A 21,109-nucleotide genomic window follows, 5' to 3' on the forward strand; every position below is an offset into this window, starting at 1 on the left:
GACCATGGCCTCGTCCTCCGTCGTGGAGCTGTCGCGCTGGCAGTTCGCGATCACGGCGATCTTCCACATGACCTTCCCAGCGCTCACCGTCGGGCTGTCCCTGCTACTCGCGGTCGCGTACACCGTGTACGTCCACACCGGCAACCCGCTCTACCTGCAGATCTTCCGCTTCTGGAAGAAGATCTTCGCCGTCGGCTTCGGCCTCGGCGTGGTTGCCGGCACCGTGATGACCTTCGAGTTCGGCCTCAACTGGGGCATCTACGCCCATGCGGTCGGCCCGGTCATCGGCATCACCATCGGCATGGAGGTGATCACCGCCTTCTTCCTGGAGGCCGGTTTCATCGGGATCATGCTGTACGGCGACGGCCGGGTGAAGCCCCGCACCATGGCCCTGGCGTCCTGGACGGTGGCCGCGGGCACCCTGCTCTCCACCACCTGGATCCTCTCCGCCAACAGCTGGATGCAGGACCCGGCCGGATACACGGAGGCCGGCGGCCAGTTCCATGTCACCGACTGGTGGCAGGTGCTCCTCAACCCGGCCTTCGGCTACCGCTTCCCGCACATGCTGATCGCCGTCCTGATATCCGCGTCCTGGTTCGTCGCCGGCATCAGCGCCTGGTACCTGGTCAAACGCCGCGCGTCCGCCCTGCCGTTCGCCCGGCGCACCCTGTCCGTGGCCCTGGGCGTGCTCGCGATCCTGATGCCCGTCCAGCTGTACGTCGGTGACGCCACCGCCGTCTTCATGGGCGGGCACCAGCCCGCCAAGCTCCAGGCCTTCGAGGGCAACTGGAAGACCGACAACAACGGCTACAACCTCGTCGTCATCCCCGACACGGATCAGGGGAAGAACGACTTCCGCATCGAGATACCCCACCTCGGCGCCGTCATCGGCCACGACCTGACCGGCCAGGCCGAGGTCCCGGGCCTGCTCCGGACCCCGCCGGACGAACGCCCCAACATGTGGAGCGCCTTCTACGGCTTCCGGGCGATGTACTTCACCGCCCTCGCCATGTTCGCCACCGCCTTCGCCGGGCTCGTGCTGCGCCTGCGCGGCCGTCTGTTCACCTCGCCGCGCTTCCTGCGCTGGCTGGTGTGGATGACCCCCGCCGGGATCATCGCCATCACCGGCGGCTGGATCACCGCCGAGACCGGCCGCCAGCCCTGGGTGGTCTACGGCAAGCTGCGCACCGCCGACGCCGTCTCCCACCTCAGCCTCACCGAGGCGGCCCTCAGCCTCACCGGGTTCGTACTCCTCTACGCGACCCTGCTCACCATCTGGATCCGCTACATCGTCCGCACCGTCAAGGCCGGCCCGGAACCGGTCACGGACCTTCGAACTCCCGCGCCGGAGGCCTCCGTTGTCTGAGTACCTGACCTACGCCCTGGTCCTGCTCCCGCTCGGGGCCTATGTCATCCTGGACGGCTACGACCTCGGCGTCGGCATGCTGAGCCTCCTCGACCGCAGCGAGCGGCGGCGCCGCGAGTACAACGAGCTCATCGCCACCGCCTGGGACGCCAACGAGAGCTGGATCATCCTGGCTGGCGTGGCCCTGTGGGCCGGACTGCCCGGGGCGTACGCGACCGTCCTGCCCGGGGTGTACCCGCCGCTGATCGCCATGTTGTTCGCGGTGATCCTGCGCGGCATGGGCCTGGAGTTCCAGAGCGCCTCCGGTACGTACCGGCGTGGCTGGGGACTCCTCTTCGGCGGAGCCTCCCTCGCCGTGACGCTCTGCCAGGGCCTGGTGATCGGCGCGGTCCTGTCCGGACTCCCGCAGCGGGACGGTCACTTCACCGGCGACGCCCTCGCCTGGCTCACCCCCTACAGCGTGCTGTGGGCGCTCGGCCTGGTGTGCGTGTACCTGCTGGCGGGCGCCGCCTGGCTCCAGGACAAGACGGAGGGCACGGCCCACGAGTGGGCGGGCCGGCTCGGCCGTCCGCTGCTCGGCGCGACCGTCGTGGCCGCCCTGGTCCTCGGCTTCGGCCTGGAGGTCGCCGACCCGCAGCACTTCCAGTTCGAACAGCCCCTGCGCGCCACGCTCTTCGGGCTCGCCGTGGCCGCCGCCGCGGTCTGCGGCGCGGTGGCCTGGTACGGCTTCGGACGGCGGCCGGACTGGCGGCCGTTCGCGGCGGTGCTGGGCGCCGAGGCCGCGGGGCTGCTGGCACTGGTGGCGGCGACGGCACCGGTCGTCGTACCACGGTCCCTGACCCTGCACGAGGCGTCCAGCCCGCACGGCTCGCAGGTGTTCCTCGTGGTCGGGGTCGGGCTGTGCATGCCGTTCGTGCTGGCCTACAACATCTATGCCTGGTGGGTCTTCCGGGGGAAGTTCCGGGAGCCTGCGCGGCAGTCGCCGACCACGACGGCACCGGACGACGGAACCGCCGATCCGTTCGTGTCCCGGCCGGAGTCCCGGATCGTCGTCATCGTCCGCCGGACCCTGCTGACGCTGCTCGGCATCCTGCTGGCGGCCGTCTGCCAGGACATCTTCGGCGGCGAGTCCACGTGGGTCGATCCGCTCGGCATCGCCCTGCTGTCCGGCACCGCGCTCGTCGCCTGGATCCTCGGGGACCGCCGGGACGGGCGGCTCGGTGAGTACGACCTGCCCGGCGGCGAACGCCCATGACCGACACCGCGGCCCTGGTGGCGGCGCTCGCCGACGCAGACGGCGACGGCGACCGCGCGGACGAACGGGTCTCGACGCGTCGGCTCCGGGCCTGGGCGCGGATCGGCGAACCGGAGCTGCGCCGGGCCGGCACCCTGCGCGGCCTCGCCCAGCTCGGCCACGTCAGCTGGGCGGCCGGTCTCGGTTGGGCCGCCCAACGGGGGCTCGCCGCACAGCAGTTGCACACCGCCCCGGCGGCCGTCGCACCGGCCGTCGGGGTCGTGGTCGGTGGCGTGGCGCTGCGCGCCGTGCTACTGGCGGCGGCCGACCGGGCGGCGGCGACGGGCGCTGCCCGGGTACGGTCCGCGCTGCGCGCCCGCGTCCTGCGCGCGGCACTGCCGGGGCGGACACCGCGCCGGGCACTCCCGGACGTCGCCTACACCGAGGCCCTGGACGCCGAGGTGGCCCGCCTCGACGACTGGCTCACCGACTACGTCCCGGCCCGCCGCGCCATGCTGCTCGGCAGCGGTGTCGTCCTGGCCGCCATCGCCCTGCGCAGCTGGTTCGTGGCTGCCCTGCTGGTGCTGGCCACCCCGCTGCTGCCGGCCAACCTCAAGGTCATCGGGATGGGCACGAAGGCGGCCGTGGAGGCCCAGCTCGGTGCCGTCCGCACCCTGCACGGCCGACTCCTGGACCAGCTGCGCGGACTGCCGACCCTGGTCGGACTCGGCGCGCAGGAGGAGGCGGCGCGCGCGCTGCACCGGGACGACGAGGAACTCGCCCGCCGCACCACCCTCGTCCTGCGGGTGGCCTTCCTCTCCACCGCCTGGGTGGAACTGCTCATCACGGGCACCCTTGCGGTCGTCGCCACCTACTGTGGCCTGGTGCTCCTGGACTACCTGCGCCTGCCCGGCGTACCGGACCACATGAGCCTGGCCACGGCCCTGTTCGTCCTCACCCTCACACCCGCCTACTTCGCCCCCGCCCGCGAACTGGCCCGTGGCTACCACGCCCGCGCCCAGGCGTCGGCCGCGGCCGACCTGATCGCCGGGGCGATGCGGGGGGCGGCTCCCGAGCGCCGCCCCCGCCCGGCCGCCCGTGGCGTCGCGCCCGTGCCCGTCCGCCTCCGCGAGGTGTCCGTAGTCCATCCCGGACGGGCGCGGCCCGCCCTGGACCGGGTCGAACTCGACATCAGGGCTGGGGAGTTCGTCGTAGTGACCGGCCCCAGTGGCGCCGGCAAGTCCACGCTCCTGTCCGTGGCGGCGGGCCTGCTGGTGCCCGACCGGGGCAGTGCCCGGCACGGGCCCGAGCGGGCAACTCCCGCGCACGTGGCCTGGGTCGGTCAGCCGGGCTTCCTGCTCCCGGGGAGCGTGCGCGAGAACCTCCGGCTCTCCCGGCCGGAAGCCGATGATTCCGAACTCCTCGAAGCCTTCGATGAGTTGGGCTTCAGCGGTCTGCCGGCAGCGCTGCCCGACGGTCTCGACACACCCGTCGGCGAACGCGGCTTCGGCCTCTCCTCCGGCCAGTCGCAGCAACTGGTCTTCGTGCGTGCCCTGTTGCGGGACGCGCCGCTGCTCTGCCTGGACGAGCCGACGGCTCATCTCGACCCGGACGCCGAGACGGCCGTGGCGGACGCGCTGCGCCGCCTGGCCCGGCACCGGACCGTCCTGCTGGCCACCCACAGCCCGGCCCTCCTTCCCCTCGGGGACCGCGTGATCACCCTGGAGCAGGGACGGCTCGTATGACTCTGCGCTTGCTGAGAGCGGCGGTACGACGGCGCGATCTGCTCCACGGCCTGCTCCTTGCCGCAGCGGCCGAACTGTCCGCCGCCACCCTGCTCGGGGTGTCCGGCTGGTTCCTCACGGCGTGTGCCCTGGTCACGGTACGGGCCGACACCACGTGGTCGTGGATGTACCCGTCCGGCGCCGTCCGCGCCCTCGCCCTGTCCCGCACGGGGCTGCGTTACGCGGAGCGCCTGGCCAGCCACCGTGTCCTGCTCAATGCCACGGTGGCGCTCCGGGCCCGGCTGGTGCGCGGCGCCGCGGCTCTGCCGGCGCGGCAGTTGCGCGCCCTGCGGGACGGGGCCCTGCTGAGCCGGCTCACGGACGACGTCACGACGGTCGGCGCACTCCCCGCCGATGTCCTGGCTCCCCTCGCCAGTACGGCAGTGACGGCGGCGGTTGTGACCGGGCTGCTGTGGCACGCCGACGCCTGGCTGGGCGCGGCGGAGCTGCTGGTGTTCCTGCTCGCCGCCGCGATCGCTGTGGCGACGCACCGGCGTGCGGAGGAAACGGTAGGACGGTCGGCGCGCGAACAGGCCGTCGTACGGACCGAACTCCTCGGCGCCCGGGACGCGTTGCCCGAACTGATCTGTCTGGACGCGGTGACGCCGGCCCGGGCCCGGATCGCGGAGGCGATGGAGCGCGCCCATCGCGCCGATGAGGACACCCGACGGGCCTTGCGGGCAGGGCAGTTGGCGCTGCGGCTGCTGGGCGCGCTCGGCCAGTGTCTCGTCCTGGCCCTCGCCCTGGACCTCGCGGCGACGGCGCGGTCCGTGTCCGCCGCGATCGGTGAGGTCCTGCTGATCGCCGCCGGTTACGAGCTGGTCGAGCAACTGCCGAGGATTCTTCCGGCGTACGGCCGGGCGCGCGCCGCGGCGCGGCGGCTGGCCCCGCTGAACGCCGTGCCTGATCCGCCGGCGGGGGAGACGCCGGTGACCCTCGATGCCGAGCCCGGTACCACCACCCTGGTGACCGGCCCCAACGGCAGCGGGAAAAGCACGCTGTTGGGCCGGCTGGCGGGTCGTGCGACCCCGCGGGACCTGACCCTGGTCGAGGCCGAGGACTGGCTCGCCGACGCGACCGTCGCCGAGAACCTGCGGCTGGCCGCCCCGGACGCGGGCCCGGAACGGCTCGCCGAGGTGCTGGGCCTGGTCGCTCTGGACGACATCCCGCCGGACTTCGCGGTGGGCCCGAACGGCGGCAGGCTCTCCCAGGGCCAGCGCCGCCGGCTCGCCCTGGCGCGGGCCGTGCTGCGGGATCCGCCGGTCCTGCTGCTGGACGAGCCGACCGCCGGACTCGACCGGGCCACCGCCCGCCGCGTCCTGGGCGCCGTCCGCTCCGCCCTTCCCGCCACCGCTTTCGTGATCGCACTGCCCGACCGTGACCACGACCTCCTGCCCTTTCCGGTTGACGGCCGGATCGAACTGACGGCCCGAGTGGCGATGGAGCGCGTATGACCGGCGAAGCGTCGGGTGACGAAGTCTGCCAGCCGGACGGTTCGGAGATGCAGGACGACGCGGGCCTTCTGGGCGCCTCGGACACCCTGGACCACCGGGCCGGCGAGGAGGCCCTGGACGAGGGCTGCTCGCCGCCGGAGCGGCCCTGGGCCGTGGAGCACACGGGCGTGACGGCGGCGGAGGGACTGCTCGGGGAGACCCTGGACGAGCGCCTCGCCGAGGAGGTGCCGGACATCGGCGTCCCGGACGGCGACGACCTCGGCGACGCCTGGGACACGGATGGCGAACTCCTCGACGACGAGGTCGGCGCCGACCGCGCCGGACGGCTCCTCGCGCCGGACGAGGGCGCGCACGAGGTCACCGAGTCCGACCTGTTCGCCTTTGACCGGGGCCTGGATGGCGCCGGGGCGTCGGCGGAGGAGGCCGCGATGCACGTGATCCCCGAGTCCGAGAATTTCTGAGGCGACACAGGCGACACAGGCGGGTGCGGGGACGTTTCCGTCCCCGCGGCCGCGCTTTTTCCGGGAGCGCGTGGCGGCGCACCACCCGCGCATCCGCCGGGCGGGCGGCGAACCCGGAGTCCGGGGACGCGATCAGCGCGCTCGAACGGCAGCTGTCCGGCCTGCGGTTCGACTGAGAACGGCGTTCAGGTGAGGTGGCGCAGCAGTGCCGCGACGGCCGCCGGAGGCTCGCCCGGCGGCCGTACCACCATCACCTTCCAGCCCGGCGCGTGCCGGGCGAACCGGTAGGTCGTCAGGTCCGGGAAGCGGTCGGCGATGGTCGGCGGCATGACGCAGACGCCGAGGTCGGCCCGGACCAGTTCGGACGCGGCCACGATGTCGTTGACCTCGAAGGTCGTGGCGCGTTCGACGCCGGCCGCCCGGAACGCGCGGTCGGCCGCGTCGCGGATCGTCCAGCCGGGGGTGAACTCCACCTGCGGCAGCTCGGCGATGTCGGCCAGGTCGACCGTGCCCTCGGCGCCGTTCGTGGTGAGGCTCCGGCGGGGCGAGGCCACCAGGACCATTTCCTCGCGGGCCAGCAGCCTGGTCACCAGACCGCGCTGCTGCTGCCGGTCCAGCGCCACCACCGCCAGGTCCACCGTGCCCTCGCGCAACGCCTGCCGGATGTCGATGACCGCCGCCTGCCGCAACTGGACCACCACGCGCGGATGTTCCGCCCGCAGCGCGGCCAGCGCGTGGTGCAGGTTCGCCCAGACCCCCTGCATGGTCCCGACCATCACCCGGCCGCGCAGCTCGCCCTTCGCCGCGTCGACCGCCTCGCGGGCCAACTCGGCGGCGCGCAGCGCCTGCCGGGCCGCCGGGACGAACGCCTCACCGGCAGGAGTCAGCCCGACCCGGTGCGTGGTCCGGGTGAACAGCGGGGTGCCCAGCTCGCGTTCCAGGGCGCGGACCGTGCCGGAGACGGCGGACTGGACCATGTGTAGCCGCCGTGAACCCGCCCGCGTCCGCCACGGCGACCACGACTTCCATCTGCCGCAGGTCCATCATCTGCTCCCGGTGGCACGGCGCCCGCCTCGGTACGGCGGGGATCTCCGCCGCATCCTAGGCAGGCGTCCGCTTCTCTCAGGCGCGGACCAGGGGAGTGTCGACCAGGTGCTCTGCCAGGAACCACGCCTGCAGCTCCCCAGTGCGGATCACCTGCGAGACCAGCAGGTCGTTCGTGCCGTCATCGCCGATCTCGGCGGCCCGGCCGGCCGCGTCATGGGCGTCGACCAGGATCGTCTCGTGGGCCTCCAGGAGCCGCGAGAGCATCGCCGGGACCTCCTCGACGCCGTCCGGCGGACGCGGGACCGAGGTGATCTCGGCGACGTGGCGGGGGTCGCCCACCGCGACCCCGCCCAGGGTCTGGACCCGCTCGGCGATCGTGTCCACAAGGGCCAGCTGGTCGTCGGCGTGCTTGTCCAGCAGCAGGTGCAGCTGGTAGAAGGTCGCGCCACGCAGCAGCCAGTGGTGCTTCTTGTAGAGGCCGTACATGATCTGCGTGTCCGCCAGGACCCGGTTCAGACGCTGGCAGGAGTACATGCGCGCCTCGTACGAGAGGCCGAGGGGGAACTGCTTGACGGTCCCGAATTCCTGGATGATCCCGCCCTTCAGGTGCAGCCACGGCTGACTGTGCTGCAAGGCTTGCCCGGGCTCGGAGCTGGTGGTCATGGTGCGCCTCCTGGCGGATGTGCGATGCGGCTGTGTACGCGAGTGACGCTAGGCGCGGCGGCGGGGGAGGCGTTGGCCGGGAGCGCCCGGGCCGGCACCTCTGAGCGCACCCGGTTCGCTCTGGGACCGGCCGCCGTACCGCCCTACCGTCGGTGGCCGGTGGTCGGACGGAGCGAGGCAGACATGAACGAGCAGGTGGACGTGGTCGTCGTCGGCCGGGGGCCGGGCGGGGAGTACCTGGCGGGTACCCTCGCGGAGGCGGGGCTCGACGTGGTCGGCGTCGAGGCGGAGCTGGTCGGGGGAGAGTGCCCGTACTGGGGGTGCGTGCCCAGCAAGATGATGATCCGGGCCGGGAACGCCCTTGCCGAGGCCCGGCGCGTGCCCGCCCTGGCCGGGCGGGCCGAGGTGGCCCCGGACTGGGGCCCGGTCGCTGGGCGCATCCGGCACGAGGCCACCGACGACTGGAACGACCGGGTCGCGGCCGACCGGCTGGCGGCCAAGGGCGGCCGCCTGGTCCGCGGCCGGGGCCGCCTCACCGGCCCGCACCGGGTGACCGTCGACGGACGGGTGTTCGAGGCCCGCCGGGGTGTCGTCCTGGCCACCGGCAGCCGCCCCCGTATACCCCCGGTGCCCGGCCTGGCGGCCACGCCCTACTGGACCAACCGCGACGCCATGGCCGCCAAGGAGCTCCCGGCGCCGATGCTGGTGCTCGGCGGCGGTGCCATCGGCGCCGAGGTCGCCCAGGTCGTCGCTGTTCACCTGCCGGGTCACCATCGTGGAGGGACAGGACCGACTGCTGGGCCAGGAGGAACCGGAGGCGGGAGAACTCGCCGCCGAGGCCCTGCGCACCGACGGAGTGACCGTCCTGACCGGGGCGCGGGTTCGCCAAGTCGCCCATGACGGAGCCGAGTTCACCGTTAGGCTGGAGGGTGAGGCCGAGCCCCGGCGCGCCGAGCGGCTGCTCGTGGCCACCGGACGGTACAGCGACCTCACCGAGCTGGGCGTCGACGCGGTCGGCCTCGACGCGACCGCCCGTGCCGTCCCCACCGACGGCCGGATGCGGGCGGCGGACGGGCTGCGGGCGGTCGGCGACATCACCGGCCGGGCCGCTTACACCCACGTGTCCATGTACCAGGCGCAGCTCGCCGTCCAGGACATCCTCGGCAGGCCCGGCCCCGACGCCGACTACCGGGCGTTGCCCCGGGTCACCTTCACCGCCCCCGAGATCGCGGCCGTCGGGCTGACCGAGCGGCAGGCCCGCGACCGGGGGCTGCGGGTGCGGCCGTAGTGCCGAACGCCTCCTCGACCCGCGGCTGGATCCACGGGCCGGGAGGCGAGGGCTTGCTCAAGCTGGTCGAGGACGCCGACCGGGGTGTCCTGGTCGGCGCGACCTCGGCGGGACCGGTCGGCGGCGAGCTGCTGCACGGGCTGAACGTCGCCGTCCACGCCGAGGTCCCGGTCGAGCGGCTGCGGCACATGATCAACACGTACCCGACCTTCCACCGCGCCATGGAGGCGGCCCTGGTGGCCCTACGCTGAGCGCTTCGCGCTGCTCCTGCGCTCGGTGAGCCGGTACAGCAGCCCCAGCACCGACAGGGCGGCCCCGAAGAGGCTGACCGCGCTCCAGCCACCGGACCGGTAGGCGATCGAGCCGAGTTGGGAGCCGAGGGCGCCGCCGATGAAGAAGATCGCGATGAAGGCGCTGATGAGGCGGGCCCGGGCGAGGGGATCGAGTTGGTAGACGGTGTGCTGGTCGAGGATCAGGCTGGTCCGGACGGCCATGGCGAGGGCGACGGCCGCGAGCCCGATCAGGATGACGCTGCGCTGACCGAAGCCGGCTGACGCGAAGGCCAGCGCGGCCACACCGAACGCGACACCGGTCATCCGGCGGGTCAGCCCGTGGTCGGCCCAGTGCCCGGCCAGCGGTGCCACGGCCGCACCGGCCGCGCCGACCAGCGCGAACACCCCGCCCCCGACGGCGGAGTAGTGGAAGTGGGGCCCGGTCAGGATGTACGAGACAGTCGTCCAGAAGGCGCTGAAGGCACCGAACATCGCCGCCTGGTAGAGGCCCCGGCGCACCAGCGCGGGGTGCGTGCGCACCAGCGCCGCCGTGGAGCGCAGCACGTGGTGGTACGGCACGGAGGTGGTCGGCGCGTGCCGGGGCAGGGCCAGCCGCAGGGCCACGGCCAGCAGGGCCATCAGGACGGCCGAGCCGAGGTAGACGACCCGCCAGCCGGCGACGCCGGAGACCAGGCTGCTGAGCGTGCGGGACAGCAGGATGCCGGTGAGCAGACCGCTCATCACCCGGCCCACGACACGGCCCCGGGCGTGGTCGGGCGCCAGGCTCGCGGCGAACGGCACCAGGATCCGCGCCACCACGGACGTGGCACCGCTGACCAGCGAGGCGATCAGCAGCATGGGGAACCCGGTCGCGAGACCGGCCGCCACCAGGGCGAGCGTGGTGACCGTCAGCAGTGCGGTGACAGACTCCGCTTCGCCAGCCGGTCGCCGAGCGGGACCAGGAAGATCATGCCGATCACATAGCCGACCTGGGTGAGTGAGATCAGCGTGCCGGCGGTGGCGGTGCTGATGTGGAAGACGTCCCGCAGCTCGGACAGCAGCGGCTGGGCGTAGTACAGGTTCGCGACCGTCATGCCGGAGGCGACGGCGAACAGCGCGATCAGCCGGCCCGGCTCCCCGTGCGCGGGCTCGGCTGCTTGACTCCCGGCGCGGGGAGCGGACTTCGGCGGCGACGGCGGGTTCTCCATGCTCATGGGCGACTTCCTCACCCTCGTGCAGTACGGCCTGTCGGTGAAGGTCGTCGTCTTCAACAACTCCTCCCTCGGCATGGTCGACCTGGAGATGATGGTCGACGGCCTGCCCCCGCATGCCACGAGCTACCCGCACACCGACTACGCGGCCATCGCCACGGCGGCCGGAGCACGGGGTATCCGGGTCGAGAAGCCCGCCGACGTGCGCGGCGCGCTGCGCGAGGCCTTCGCCCATGACGGGCCCGCGCTGGTCGACGTCGTCACCGACCCCGCCGCCCTGGCCGTCCCGCCGAAGATCACCGCCGAGCAGATCAGCGGGTTCGCGCTCTCCGCGAGCAGGACGGTGCTGAGCGGCGGAGTCGGCCGCATGGTCCACCTGGCGCGGGCCAACCTCCGTAACATTCCCCGCCCTTGAGGGGTCAGGCCGGCACCACCGCCGGTCCGCCCGAGGTGTCGAAGGCGTGCGTCACCTCGGGCGCGGTGCCCGGGGTGAGCAGTGCGCGGGCCTCCTCCTCGAACCGGCGGTCGGTGGCCGTGAGCCGGACATGGTGCTGGGCCTGGTGCTCCGCCCAGGAGGAGACCAGGTAGTTCTCGACGAACCGCTCCGGGTCGTGGCCGTCCTGGTAGAGGCCCCAGGACAGGGCTCCGGTACGGCGCCGGGAGCGTGCCACCCGGTGCATGCGGTCCGTGAACTCGGCCCGTTGTTCCGTCGGGACCCGGTAGACGACGGAGACCAGGACCGGGCCGTCGGCCTCCCCGGGCTCGAACACCAGGGGAGGTGCCGGCCAGTGGTCGGAGGGCGTGGGGTCCATGCCCTCGGCATCGCGCAGCGGCCACCGCCGTACGCTGGCCGCGCTCAGCAGCATCGCGCCGCCGGCGATCAGCAGACAGGCGCTCAGCCCGAGCCAGTCGGCCACCGCACCCCACAGGGGCGCGGCCAGCGCCTGTCCGCCCTGGAAGACCAGCAGGTAGACGGCGAGGCCGCGGGCCCTGACCCAGCCGGGGAGCCGGGTCTGCACGGCCGCGTTGAGCGTGGACAGAACGGCGATCCAGGCGAGGCCCGCGGGCAGCAGGGCGAGCGCGACCAACCACGGCACGTGGACCATGGCGAGCACCGCGAGTACCGCGGCGAACACCAGGGCGCCGACCGCGAGGGTGCCGTTCGCGCCGAGCAGGCGACGGGCGCGGGGCAGCAGGAAGGCGCCGCCGACCGCCCCGACGCCCACCGCGCCGAGGAGCAGTCCGTAGCCGCCCGAGCCGAGGCCGAGGGAGCGGCTCGCTGTCAGCGGCAGCAGGGCCCACAGGGCGGCGCCGCCCGGGATGAACAGGAGTGTGCGCAGCAGGATCCGGCGAACGCCGGGCGCGTTCCAGACATAGCGGCGGCCGGCGTACAGGGCGGCCGCCAGGCCTTCGTTCCCTGCGGGCGGGGCGGCCGCCGCGGCGGGGCGCCGCCACAGCAGCAGGACGGCCGCGATGCCCAGATACGACGCCGCGTTGAAGGCGAAGACCCAGCCCGCGCCCGCCGCCGCGACCACCGCCCCGCCGAGCGCCGGACCGACGGCACGGGCCAGGTTCATGTTCACCGCGCCCAGCGCCGCCGCCTGACCGAGCCGCTCCCGCTCCACCAGCTCCGGCTGGATCGCCTGCCAGGCCGGACCCATGAGCGCGGTGCCGCAGCCCAGCAGGAAGGTCAGGAGCAGCAGGACCGTCGGCGACAGGACGTCCAGGAACGCGAGCACGGCCAGCGCCCCGGACACCGCGAGCATCGCGAACTGCGCGGTCACCAGCACCGCCCGCCGGTCGAACCGGTCGGCGATCACCCCGGAGGGCAGGGCAAGGAGGACGACGGGCAGGCTGGACGCGGTCTGCACCAGCGTCACCAGCGCGGCACTGTCCCCGACCAGTAGCCACTGGGCGCCCACCGTCTGCATCCAGCTGCCGATGTTGGAGACCAGCTGGGCGATCCACAGCGCCCGGAAGACACGCGCGGCGAGCGGCGCCCACGGGGAGTCGGTGGGGGCGCCGCTCATGCTGCTCCCGACCGAGTCCAGGCGGGGTCGCCGCCGGCCAGGCGGCGCGTCGCCAGGGACGTGATGAGCAGGAGCAGCACGGCCAGGCCCAGGGTGAGCACCAGATGGCCGTGGAGCAGGAGTTCGGTCCCCGCGAACGCGCCGAGCAGCATGGCGAGGACGGACAGGATCCGGCGGCCGGGCCGGGGCGCGGCTCCGCCCGCCGGGGCGGAGTCCGCGGCCAGGGCCGTCAGGGTCAGCGTCAGCACGGTCGTGGTCATGTCGGGGACGCCGAGGCGCCGGGCGACCGCGTTCTGCAAGCCCATGGCGAGCCCGAGGAACACGATCAGCGTGTACTGCACCCCGGTGCCGACCCGGCCGTCGCCGACCGCGGCGGCGGCCACCGCGACGGCGACCAGCACGGTCTGCACGGCCGTCGCCGTCTTCAGCAGATTCCCGCGGTGGGCGGCGAACCGGGTACCCAGCCGCCCCCCGGCCAGCGCCCCGACGAGGAACGCGGCCAGGGCGACGACGGAGGCGAGCGCGGACAGGTTCGGGGCGCCCGCCAGAGCGAAGCCGAGAAACACCACGTTGCCGGTCATGTTGGCGACGAAGACATGCCCGAGGGACAGATAACTCACCGCGTCGACCAGCCCGGTGACCACCGTCAGCGTCAGCAGCAGGGGAGGCAGCGGGCCGTGGCGGTCGTCCTTGGGCGGTACCAGCGTGTGGAGCGTGTCAGTCAGCAGCCCGCGCACGGGGAGCTCCTTCCGGTGCGGTGGAGGTGCGGTGCAGCACCGCGCGAGTGAGCAGCCCGCTCGTGGGGCCGATCACGATCGCCGCGAGGACGAGCCACCACGGCCATGGGGTGAGGCCCAGCGCATGGTCGACGGACCACCGGCCGGGCCCGGTGAGGGCCAGGGCCACCGAGATGACGACGAGGACCAGCGGATACTCGTACCCGTCGTTCTGCACCCACATCCCCTTGGGCCACTTGACCGTCCCCGCGACCGTCATCACACCCATCGCAGCCATCGCGGCCAGCGGCGTGAGCAGTCCGGCGGCCAGGAACAGACCGGCGCCGATCTGGCTGCCGCCCGCGACGACGGCGGTCAGCCGGCCGCCGCGGAAACCGTCGTGCCGGAACTCCTCCGTTCCGCCCACCAAGCCCTTGCCCCCGAGGTGGAAGCTCACCTTCTGCACTCCGTGGCCGGCGATGAGGAGTCCCGCCAGCAGCCGGAGGACCAGCAGTCCGGCGTCCATTTCTTCCTGTTCTTCCTGCCTGTCCTGACTCGGGATGTGACGTCTGTGCTCAACCGGCCGCGTGGGCGCCGATCATGGTCTGGGCGTAGACCAGGCCGAGGCCGTAGGCGCCGCCGTTCTCCTTGACCACGTTCGTGACCGCCTCGTACGTCTCCGTGCGGGCCCAGTCGCGCTGGAGCTCCAGAAGCACCTGGACCCAGGTGACCGGCACGGCGCCGCCCTGAACCATGCGCTGCACGGCGTGCTCGTGGGCCTGCGGGGTGACACCGCCGGACGCGTCGGTGACCACGTAGACCTCGTAGCCCTGGGCGATGGCGGAGAGCACCGGCAGGACCACGCACACCTCGGTCCACAGACCGGCTATGACGAGCTTCTCGCGGCCGGTCGCCTTGACGGCCTCGACGAACGCCTCGTCCTCCCAGGCGTTCATTGAGGTGCGGTCGATGATTTTCTGGCCGGGGAAGACGTCCGCGAGCTGCGGCAGGATCGGGCCGGAGAAGGACTCGGCGGCGACCGTGCTGAGCACGACCGGTACGTCGAATGTCTTGGCGGTCCTGGCCAGACCCAGGGTGGAGTTGATGATCGCGGTGCGGTCGCCACTGCCGGTGCCGAAGAACATCTGCGGCTGGTGGTCCACGAACAGCACGGCGCAGTTGTCAGGGGTGAGGAGATCGGGGCTGGGGGCAGCGGTCACCTGGGCGATGTCGACCATGACGAAGAACCTTTCTCGGTGCACAAGGGTGGGGATGGTGACCCGGAAGGAGGAGGTTCAAGTGCCGTCCTCCTTCCGGAAGTCGGGGAGTCCGGGAGTCCGGGAGTCCGGGAGGCTCAGAGGAAGCACGGGTCGGACGGCATGGCGGCGCCGTCCGGGATCAGGCCGTGCCGGACCCGCCACGCCCGGTGCATTTCGGACTCGGCGACGGCCTCGCCCAGCGCCTCCGCCTGGCGTGCGCCCGCCAGGCCGCGCGGGGCCGCCTGGTAGCCGCCGAAGTGCGCCACCGGGCTCCAGCCGGGGGTGATGGCCGGCAGTTCCTCGTCGAGGCCCTCGTACTCGCCGGCGGCGTAGACGATCCGGCCGCCGGTGACCGTCAGCAGCGACTCGATGTGGGCGATCTCCGGTTCGGGCACGGTGAAGTAGTCGTCGGAGAGGATCGCGAGGTCCGCGAAGAAACCAGGGCGCAGGACGCCTTTGACCCCCTCCTCACCCGTCAGCTCGGCGCCGGCCCGGGTGAACATGCGCAGTGCTGTCTGCCGGTCGACACGGTTCGACCGGGGGCGGAGCACGAGGTCACCGGCGTTGCGCCCGCTGATCAGCCAGTGCAGGGCAACCCACGGGTTGTAGGTGGAGACCCGGGTGGCGTCGGTGCCGGCGGCCACGGTCAGCCCGCGGTCCAGCATCTCCCGGATCGGCGGGGCGTCGGCGGCGGCACCGGGGCCGTAGCGGCGCAGGAATGCCTCGCCCTGGAAGGACAGCCGGTTCTGCACGGACATCGCACCGCCGAGCGCGGCCACGCGGTCGAGGCTCTCGGCCGACACGGTCTCCGCGTGGTCGAACAGCCACCGGTTCCCGGCCGGGAAGAGACCCTCGGCGGCCAGCTTCTCGAAGACCGCGAGATCCCGGCGGATGGTCTCGTCGTACGTGGCGTGCAGCCGGAATCCCCAGCCGTTCTCCATGAGAAGACGCACCCCGTTCTCGAACTCCGGCTCGTAGTCGTCGTGTTCGGGACGCGGCTGGTTGAAGTTCTCGAAGTCGGCCGCGGCCCAGGTGAGGTTCTCGCCCGCGCCGTTGAGCCGCAGCCATGCGTCGCCGTCCCCATAGTCCGCCATCTCTATCCAGCGGGTGAGGTCGGCGACCTCCTGGCCCGCGGTCTGCGGGAAGAGGTGATAGGCGATGCGCAGCGACAGCTCACCGGCCCCGGCCAGCTCGATGACGGTGCTGTAGTTCTCGGGGAAGTTCTGGAAGCCGCCGGCCGCGTCGATCGCCGACGTCAGCCCGAACCGGTTCAGTTCGCGCAGGAAATGCCGGGTCGAGGACTTCCGGTGCGCCTCGTCCAGCACCGGTGCCTTGGCCAGCGTCGAGTAGAGGATGAGGGCGCTGGGCGCGGCCAGCAGCATGCCCGTCGGCTCCCCGTCCCGGCCGCGCACGATCTGGCCGCCCCTCGGGTCGGGGGTGTCCTTGTCGAATCCGGCGGCCTTCAGCGCCGCCCGGTTGAGGACGGCCGACTGGTACAGGTGCAGGACGAACACCGGGGTGTCCGGGGCGGCGGCGTTCAGCTCGGCGACGGTCGGCAGCCGCCGTTCGGCGAACTGCTCGGCCGACCAGCCGCCCACCACCCGCACCCACTGGCCCTTCGGGGTGCGGGCGGCCTGCTCGCGCAGCATCGCCAGGCCCTGGCGCAGCGTGGGCACCCCGTCCCAGCGCAGCTCCAGTACGTAGTTGAGCCCGCCGCGGATCACGTGCAGATGGGCGTCGTTGAGTCCCGGGATCACCCGCCGCCCGAGCGCGTCGACCACCTTGGTGGCCGCGCCGATGTGCGGAGCCACGTCCTTGTCGTCACCGACGACCGTGACCACACCGTCCCGGACGGCGACAGCCCTCGCATGCGGGCGGTTCGGGTCTCCGGTGTGGATTTTCGCGTTGCGGACGACGAGCTCTGCGGGATCGTCGACGGCCTGAGGAACCAGACCGCCGACCGGCATTGAGGACACGCTTGCTGGACCCCCTCCGGGATGGGAATTGCGGTGCCGGGGTCCGTGTTCGCCGTCGAATCAGAGGCGAACCCCGACCGCCGATCCGTCACGCTAGGTCCGGTCCCGGCCGCGGTGTGTCCCGTGCGCGCACTGGCATCCGCCCCGCAGCGCACGGCCGCGCCGCCCGGCGGTGCACCGTCGCACCTGCCGGGCGGTGCATGGCCGGATCTGCCTGGGGTGCACGGTTGCGCCCGCCCTGCGGTGCATGGTGGCGCCTGCCCGACAGTGCACCGCCGTCGTAGCCGCCCCGCCCCGCAGCGCAGCGCCACCGCGCCCGCACGTGCGCTGCCGGGACGCCGGAAGTGCGCTCGGGGGCAACTGCCCGGCGCTCAGCGCTCCCACGGTGGGCCGCGGCGGCGCCGGAATCGGCCGGTGTGCCCCATGCAATCCCAGGAGACTCGCATGTCCGAAGCCTTCACTCCCGTCGAGCCGGTGCTCGAACCCGTCGCCCAGGCCTTCGTCGAGGCCACCGCCAACCCGCCCTACCTCTTCGACCTCGCCCCGGCGGACGGCCGCAAGGCCGTCGACGAGGCGCAGTCCGGCGAGATCGCCAAGCCGGCGGTCGACGAGGAGTGGATCACGGTCTCCAGCGGCCCCACCGGCACTGTCCGGGCCCGCATCGTCAAGCCCGCCGGTGCCACCGGCACCCTCCCGGTGATCATCTACATCCACGGCGCCGGCTGGGTCTTCGGCAACGCCCACACCCACGACCGCCTGGTCCGCGAACTCGCCGTCGGCGCCAACGCCGCCGTCGTCTTCCCCGAGTACGGCCTCTCGCCCGAGGCCCGCTACCCGATCGCCATCGAGCAGAACTGGACCGTCGCCCAGTGGGTCGTCGAGCAGGGCGCGACCAAGGACCTGGGTGCCACCCGGATCGCGGTGGCCGGTGACTCGGTCGGCGGCAACATGACCGCCGCGCTGACCCTGATGGCGAAGGAGCGCGGCGGTGTTCCGCTGCTCCAGCAGGTTACGTCTTCAGCCGTGGGTGCGGCCGCGGCTCGTACAGGCCCACCCGCTCCAGAGCCTCCCCGACCGTGGGGCCGCCGTAGGGCAGATCCTGCAGCAGTTCTCCGGGCACCATCTCCTCGTCCGGGGGCCGGGCGGCCAACGCGAGGCGGGCAAGACCCTCCATCCGATGGAGCCACTCGTACTGCACGCGGACGCGGCGCTCGTCGGCGATCTGCCGCAGCTCGGCGACGACGCGGGGCAGCTCTGGAATGCTCCGGTCGGCAATCATCCGGCTCTGGTGATCGTGAACGATCGGCGCGGTGACGGAAACAGCCCGAGCTGTCCTGGTATCTGTACGGGCAGATACGCGGGTCGTCGCGCTCGGGCTCGGGAAACCGCGCGCGAACCCACTTCGGAACGCCACGGCCGTGCGCCTCGTGCGGGCGCATGGGACGAGCCTCGGGCAGCTTCAAGCCGGGGATCGCCACGGCCAGTTGCCGTGGTCGCCCGGGAGGCAGCGCCTGGTGGCGGAGCTCGGCCCACAGCCACTCATCGTCCTCGCCCATCCGGATCGCGAGCAGGCAGGCGAGGCATGTGCCGTCGCGCGGAACGGCACCGTCCCATACACAGCGTCGGCAGGTGCCGACGCGCCACCCGTCGATGCCCCGGCGGATCTTCTTGCGCGCCCCATAGCAGCGAGGACACACGCCGGCCCCGCCCACTCCGCACCATGCCGCACAGTCGTCGCACGACCCCAGCCGCCGGAAACCTCTCTCCCACATGGGCAGCCGCCGTTCAGTTCGGGGGCAGGGAGCGCCGCGTTCCACCGCTTGACGGCTTCGGCACCGGTGCTGCGGCGCCCGTTTCTCCCACGGCCCGGCGCTCGCCTTCCTGTCGGCCGTCCGCAGTGGCGACACAGCCGACCAGGAGTAGACCCCTTCCACGATCACCACGCTCCGGGGAGCGATCTCCCGCCAGCCCCCGAGCTGCCCGGTGGTCCAGTCGTAGGTCTCGTAGGGGCGGCCTGACGGGCCCGCAAGGGCTCCAAGACCTGAGCGCGGAGTCGCTGCCAGTCGAAGTAGCGGTGGTAGCCCTGTTCGGCGTCGAGATGCTCGCGCTCGTGCTCGGGCATGGGACGATAGAAGTCATCGCAGTGGACGACGACGCAGTCACCGACGTATCCGGCCACGGCGGCAGCCAAGGTGGTCTTTCCGGACCCGCCGGCGCCGTCGATAGCGACGATCTTGATGATGTCGCCGCGGGACGGGGCCTGCTGAAGGATGGCGTCACCGATATCCGTCGCCTGCTGGATCCCGTCCACGGACTGCTGGTGAACCCGTAGTTCGGTGGCCCTGGCGGCACTGGACAGCACGATCGTCTTGGCCTCGGCCAGGGATCCCGGCCCGGCTCCCAGCAGTTCGCGAGTGACAGCGACCGCGTCGATGACGCCGGTGCCGCGGTCTCGCAGCAACTGCTGAACCGCTTCCATGCCGCTGACCTGCTCCAGCAACGGCCGGCAACCCTCGACCAGGGAGGCGAGCCGTGCAGCACGCTCTGGAGCAAGGCCCCGGATGTCTTCGAACATGGAAACTCCCTGGTGAGCGGGCATCGGGAAGATGCCAAGCTACTTACTGGAGAGCCGAGGAAGCCAACCGTTTCCAGGCAACGCAAGCGTTACGAACGAGCGGGGCCGCGACGTCAGTTGCCGGTCCCGATCACCGTGGTCCGTGATGGCGGAAGGCGGCTGATCCGGCTTGCCCCGGCGGCGGCCTTGCGGAGCCGGACGATCTCCTCGTGCTGGGCGGCGAGCCGGGCCAGGGTCTGGGCGCGGAAGTCCACGAGCTCGGTGATGGTCTGCTCCGATTGGGTCAGCCGTTCCCTGAGCTTGGCGTTCTCCTCCTTGAAGCGGGTGATGTGGGCCTCACGAGGGTCGGGGATATCGCCGGCCTGCTGCAGGGCTTGGAGGCGTTGCTCGAACTCGGTGCGGAGGTAAGCGTAGGGGGCGGGTGCCGTAGAACGCCGGTGCGGTCGACGCCCGCTTCGCGGGCGGGGGTCTTGATGTCGCACTTTCCACCGGGCGGGATCTCTCCGCGGAGGAGTCGGTCCATGGCGGCTCGGATGCGGTTCTCGTTCTCGGTCCGCTGGGCTGCGGAGATTCTCATGCGGACTCCTCGGTCATGCTGGCGCCGGCAGCGTCGATCTCGGCGACGACGCGGCGGGCCCGGTCGAAGTCGGCCTGGAGCCGGGTGCGTTCGGTCTTGCGGGCAGTGCCGAGCCGGCCGATGAAGATCTTTGTCCTGTCGGCGGACTCTGCTGCGCAATTCCGTGCGGGGTGACGGTGGGCGCGGGATGATCGTCCGTGCGGCCGTTGTCCTGTCGTGCGGCCGTGGGGGTGATGCGGTTGTCGATGCGGCCGAAGGGGCTGCCGGAGGTTCCGGCGCAGACCGCTGCGGTGGCCTGGGCGGCGTTCCCGCAGGGCAGCCTGGCGATGCGGGTGCGGGACCGGCTCGCGGAGGTCTTCGAGGACGAGTCGTTCGCTGACGTGTTCGGGGTGCGCGGTGCCCCGGGACTGTCACCGGGAGTGTTGTCGCTGGTCACCGTGTTGCAGTTCGCCGAGGACCTGACCGACCGGCAGGCCGCGGCGATGGCGGTGCGGGCGATCGACTGGAAGTACGCACTCGGGGCCGAGCTGACGGACACGGGCTTCGACGCGAGCGTGCTGAGCCGGTTCCGCACCCGGCTGGCCGGGCACGGCATGGAACGGGTGGTCTTCGACCGGCTCCTGGAACACTGCAAGGGCGAGGGCCTGGTAGCGGCCGGGGGCAAGCAGCGCACCGATTCCACCCATGTGATCAGCGCGGTGCGGGACCTGAACCGTCTGGAGCTCGCCGGGGAGAGCGTGCGGGCGGCTCTGGAGGCCCTCGCGGTCGCGGCACCGGCCTGGCTGGCCGGACAGGTCGATGTGGCCGAGTTCGCCCACCGTTACGGGCCGAGGGCGGACGGCTGGCGCATGCCGTCCTCGCAGACGAAACGCGACCGGCTCGCGCAGGTCTTCGGCCAGGATGCCCTGGCCCTGTGCCGGGCTGCCTGGGCTGCCGGAACCCCGGTCTGGATCCGTGAGATCGAGGCAGTGGCTCTGCTGCGGCAGATCCTCGTGCAGACCTACTACCTGCACACCGACACCCGGGGACGGGAGGTGATCAGGAAGCGGGACGCCGACGACGAGGGCGTCCCGCCCGGCCAACTCCGCCTCGCCTCGCCCTACGACCCCGATGCCCGCTGGGCGGCCAAGGGCGAAGACCTGTTCTGGATGGGCTACAAGGTCCACCTCACCGAGACCTGCGACACTCCCGCCGAA

Annotated in this window: 21 protein-coding genes and 1 pseudogene; 11 read left to right on the forward strand and 11 right to left on the reverse strand. The window is 72.5% G+C overall.

The genetic code is table 11. The features are described 5' to 3' along the window. Positions 1–4: 4 nt before the first annotated feature. From ABT245_RS13560 to ABT245_RS13580, 5 genes are read left to right on the forward strand one after another with little or no spacing between them, the layout of a single operon-like run. On the forward strand, positions 5–1,366 hold the full coding sequence (locus ABT245_RS13560) for a cytochrome ubiquinol oxidase subunit I (protein WP_351732770.1): 1,362 nt from the start codon (positions 5–7) through the stop codon (positions 1,364–1,366). After that, positions 1,359–2,621, forward strand: coding sequence for a cytochrome d ubiquinol oxidase subunit II (locus tag ABT245_RS13565; RefSeq protein ID WP_351732772.1), 1,263 nt, complete (start codon positions 1,359–1,361; stop codon positions 2,619–2,621). Before ABT245_RS13560 ends, ABT245_RS13565 begins: the two co-directional genes overlap by 8 nt. Continuing rightward, a complete protein-coding gene (locus tag ABT245_RS13570) occupies positions 2,618–4,345 on the forward strand; it encodes an ABC transporter ATP-binding protein/permease (protein ID WP_351732774.1) in 1,728 nt (575 codons plus the stop codon). Before ABT245_RS13565 ends, ABT245_RS13570 begins: the two co-directional genes overlap by 4 nt. After that, positions 4,342–5,838: an ATP-binding cassette domain-containing protein gene (locus tag ABT245_RS13575; protein WP_351732777.1), complete on the forward strand. Its 1,497-nt coding sequence runs from the start codon at positions 4,342–4,344 to the stop codon at positions 5,836–5,838. Before ABT245_RS13570 ends, ABT245_RS13575 begins: the two co-directional genes overlap by 4 nt. Beyond that, on the forward strand, positions 5,835–6,299 hold the full coding sequence (locus ABT245_RS13580) for a DUF5709 domain-containing protein (RefSeq protein ID WP_351732780.1): 465 nt from the start codon (positions 5,835–5,837) through the stop codon (positions 6,297–6,299). Before ABT245_RS13575 ends, ABT245_RS13580 begins: the two co-directional genes overlap by 4 nt. A 185-nt stretch (positions 6,300–6,484) precedes the next feature. Here the strand turns inward: ABT245_RS13580 and ABT245_RS13585 are convergent, their stop codons facing one another. After that, positions 6,485–7,276 (reverse strand): LysR family transcriptional regulator, encoded by a 792-nt coding sequence (locus tag ABT245_RS13585; protein WP_351732783.1) that lies wholly within the window; start codon positions 7,274–7,276, stop codon positions 6,485–6,487. A 145-nt stretch (positions 7,277–7,421) separates the two neighbouring features. Further along, the gene (locus ABT245_RS13590; protein ID WP_351732785.1) at positions 7,422–8,009 is read right to left on the reverse strand and encodes a Dps family protein; all 588 of its coding nucleotides are present in this window, start codon (positions 8,007–8,009) and stop codon (positions 7,422–7,424) included. Between the two features lie 183 nt (positions 8,010–8,192). Between ABT245_RS13590 and ABT245_RS13595 the strand changes: the two genes are divergently transcribed. Genes ABT245_RS13595 through ABT245_RS13605 form a run of 3 tightly spaced genes read left to right on the forward strand, consistent with a single transcriptional unit; the run spans position 8,193 to position 9,548 of the window. Then, positions 8,193–8,909, forward strand: coding sequence for an FAD-dependent oxidoreductase (locus ABT245_RS13595; protein WP_351732788.1), 717 nt, complete (start codon positions 8,193–8,195; stop codon positions 8,907–8,909). Next, positions 8,806–9,297, forward strand: coding sequence for an FAD-dependent oxidoreductase (locus ABT245_RS13600; protein WP_351732936.1), 492 nt, complete (start codon positions 8,806–8,808; stop codon positions 9,295–9,297). The genes ABT245_RS13595 and ABT245_RS13600 overlap by 104 nt, the downstream gene beginning before the upstream one ends. 53 nt (positions 9,298–9,350) lie before the next feature. Further along, complete coding sequence (locus ABT245_RS13605) at positions 9,351–9,548, forward strand: oxidoreductase dimerization domain-containing protein (protein ID WP_351732790.1); 198 nt, start codon at positions 9,351–9,353, stop codon at positions 9,546–9,548. Here ABT245_RS13605 and ABT245_RS13610 read toward each other — a convergent pair. Both ABT245_RS13610 and ABT245_RS13615 read right to left on the reverse strand, forming a co-directional pair. Further along, entirely contained in the window at positions 9,540–10,457 is a 918-nt protein-coding gene (locus ABT245_RS13610) for an MFS transporter (protein WP_351732793.1), read from the reverse strand. The two genes, ABT245_RS13605 and ABT245_RS13610, sit on opposite strands and share 9 nt — an antisense overlap. 20 nt (positions 10,458–10,477) lie before the next feature. Then, complete coding sequence (locus ABT245_RS13615; protein ID WP_351732948.1) at positions 10,478–10,783, reverse strand: hypothetical protein; 306 nt, start codon at positions 10,781–10,783, stop codon at positions 10,478–10,480. On the opposite strand from ABT245_RS13615, the pseudogene ABT245_RS13620 reads away from it, so the two are divergent. Continuing rightward, positions 10,758–11,195, forward strand: a pseudogene (locus ABT245_RS13620) (thiamine pyrophosphate-dependent enzyme); the annotation flags it as partial. The gene ABT245_RS13615 and the pseudogene ABT245_RS13620 overlap by 26 nt on opposite strands. 4 nt (positions 11,196–11,199) lie before the next feature. On the opposite strand, the gene ABT245_RS13625 reads toward ABT245_RS13620, so the two are convergent. The 5 genes from ABT245_RS13625 to ABT245_RS13645 all read right to left on the reverse strand — a co-directional run bounded on the left by ABT245_RS13625 (position 11,200) and on the right by ABT245_RS13645 (position 16,752). After that, positions 11,200–12,810 carry an MFS transporter gene (locus ABT245_RS13625; protein ID WP_351732795.1) on the reverse strand — a complete coding sequence of 537 codons (1,611 nt, stop codon included), beginning with the start codon at positions 12,808–12,810 and terminating at the stop codon, positions 11,200–11,202. Continuing rightward, a complete protein-coding gene (locus ABT245_RS13630; protein WP_351732798.1) occupies positions 12,807–13,547 on the reverse strand; it encodes a YoaK family protein in 741 nt (246 codons plus the stop codon). Before ABT245_RS13630 ends, ABT245_RS13625 begins: the two co-directional genes overlap by 4 nt. Further along, a complete protein-coding gene (locus tag ABT245_RS13635) occupies positions 13,528–14,052 on the reverse strand; it encodes a DoxX family protein (protein ID WP_351732800.1) in 525 nt (174 codons plus the stop codon). Before ABT245_RS13635 ends, ABT245_RS13630 begins: the two co-directional genes overlap by 20 nt. Positions 14,053–14,101: 49 nt before the next feature. Further along, positions 14,102–14,764 (reverse strand): hydrolase, encoded by a 663-nt coding sequence (locus tag ABT245_RS13640; RefSeq protein WP_351732803.1) that lies wholly within the window; start codon positions 14,762–14,764, stop codon positions 14,102–14,104. A 116-nt stretch (positions 14,765–14,880) separates the two neighbouring features. After that, on the reverse strand, positions 14,881–16,752 hold the full coding sequence (locus ABT245_RS13645; protein ID WP_351732939.1) for an amidohydrolase: 1,872 nt from the start codon (positions 16,750–16,752) through the stop codon (positions 14,881–14,883). A 453-nt stretch (positions 16,753–17,205) separates the two neighbouring features. On the opposite strand from ABT245_RS13645, the gene ABT245_RS13650 reads away from it, so the two are divergent. Continuing rightward, complete coding sequence (locus tag ABT245_RS13650) at positions 17,206–18,075, forward strand: alpha/beta hydrolase fold domain-containing protein (protein WP_351732805.1); 870 nt, start codon at positions 17,206–17,208, stop codon at positions 18,073–18,075. 622 nt (positions 18,076–18,697) lie between these two features. Here the strand turns inward: ABT245_RS13650 and ABT245_RS13655 are convergent. Together ABT245_RS13655 and ABT245_RS13660 are read right to left on the reverse strand one after the other, a co-directional pair. Then, complete coding sequence (locus ABT245_RS13655; protein ID WP_351732807.1) at positions 18,698–19,336, reverse strand: hypothetical protein; 639 nt, start codon at positions 19,334–19,336, stop codon at positions 18,698–18,700. A gap of 113 nt (positions 19,337–19,449) precedes the next feature. After that, positions 19,450–19,818: a hypothetical protein gene (locus ABT245_RS13660; RefSeq protein ID WP_351732810.1), complete on the reverse strand. Its 369-nt coding sequence runs from the start codon at positions 19,816–19,818 to the stop codon at positions 19,450–19,452. Between the two features lie 340 nt (positions 19,819–20,158). On the opposite strand from ABT245_RS13660, the gene ABT245_RS13665 reads away from it, so the two are divergent. Further along, positions 20,159–21,109 (forward strand): transposase (locus ABT245_RS13665; protein ID WP_351732942.1); only part of this gene is annotated, 951 nt, incomplete at its 3' end.

Source organism: Streptomyces sp. NPDC001508, assembly GCF_040298665.1.
Classification (GTDB): domain Bacteria; phylum Actinomycetota; class Actinomycetes; order Streptomycetales; family Streptomycetaceae; genus Streptomyces.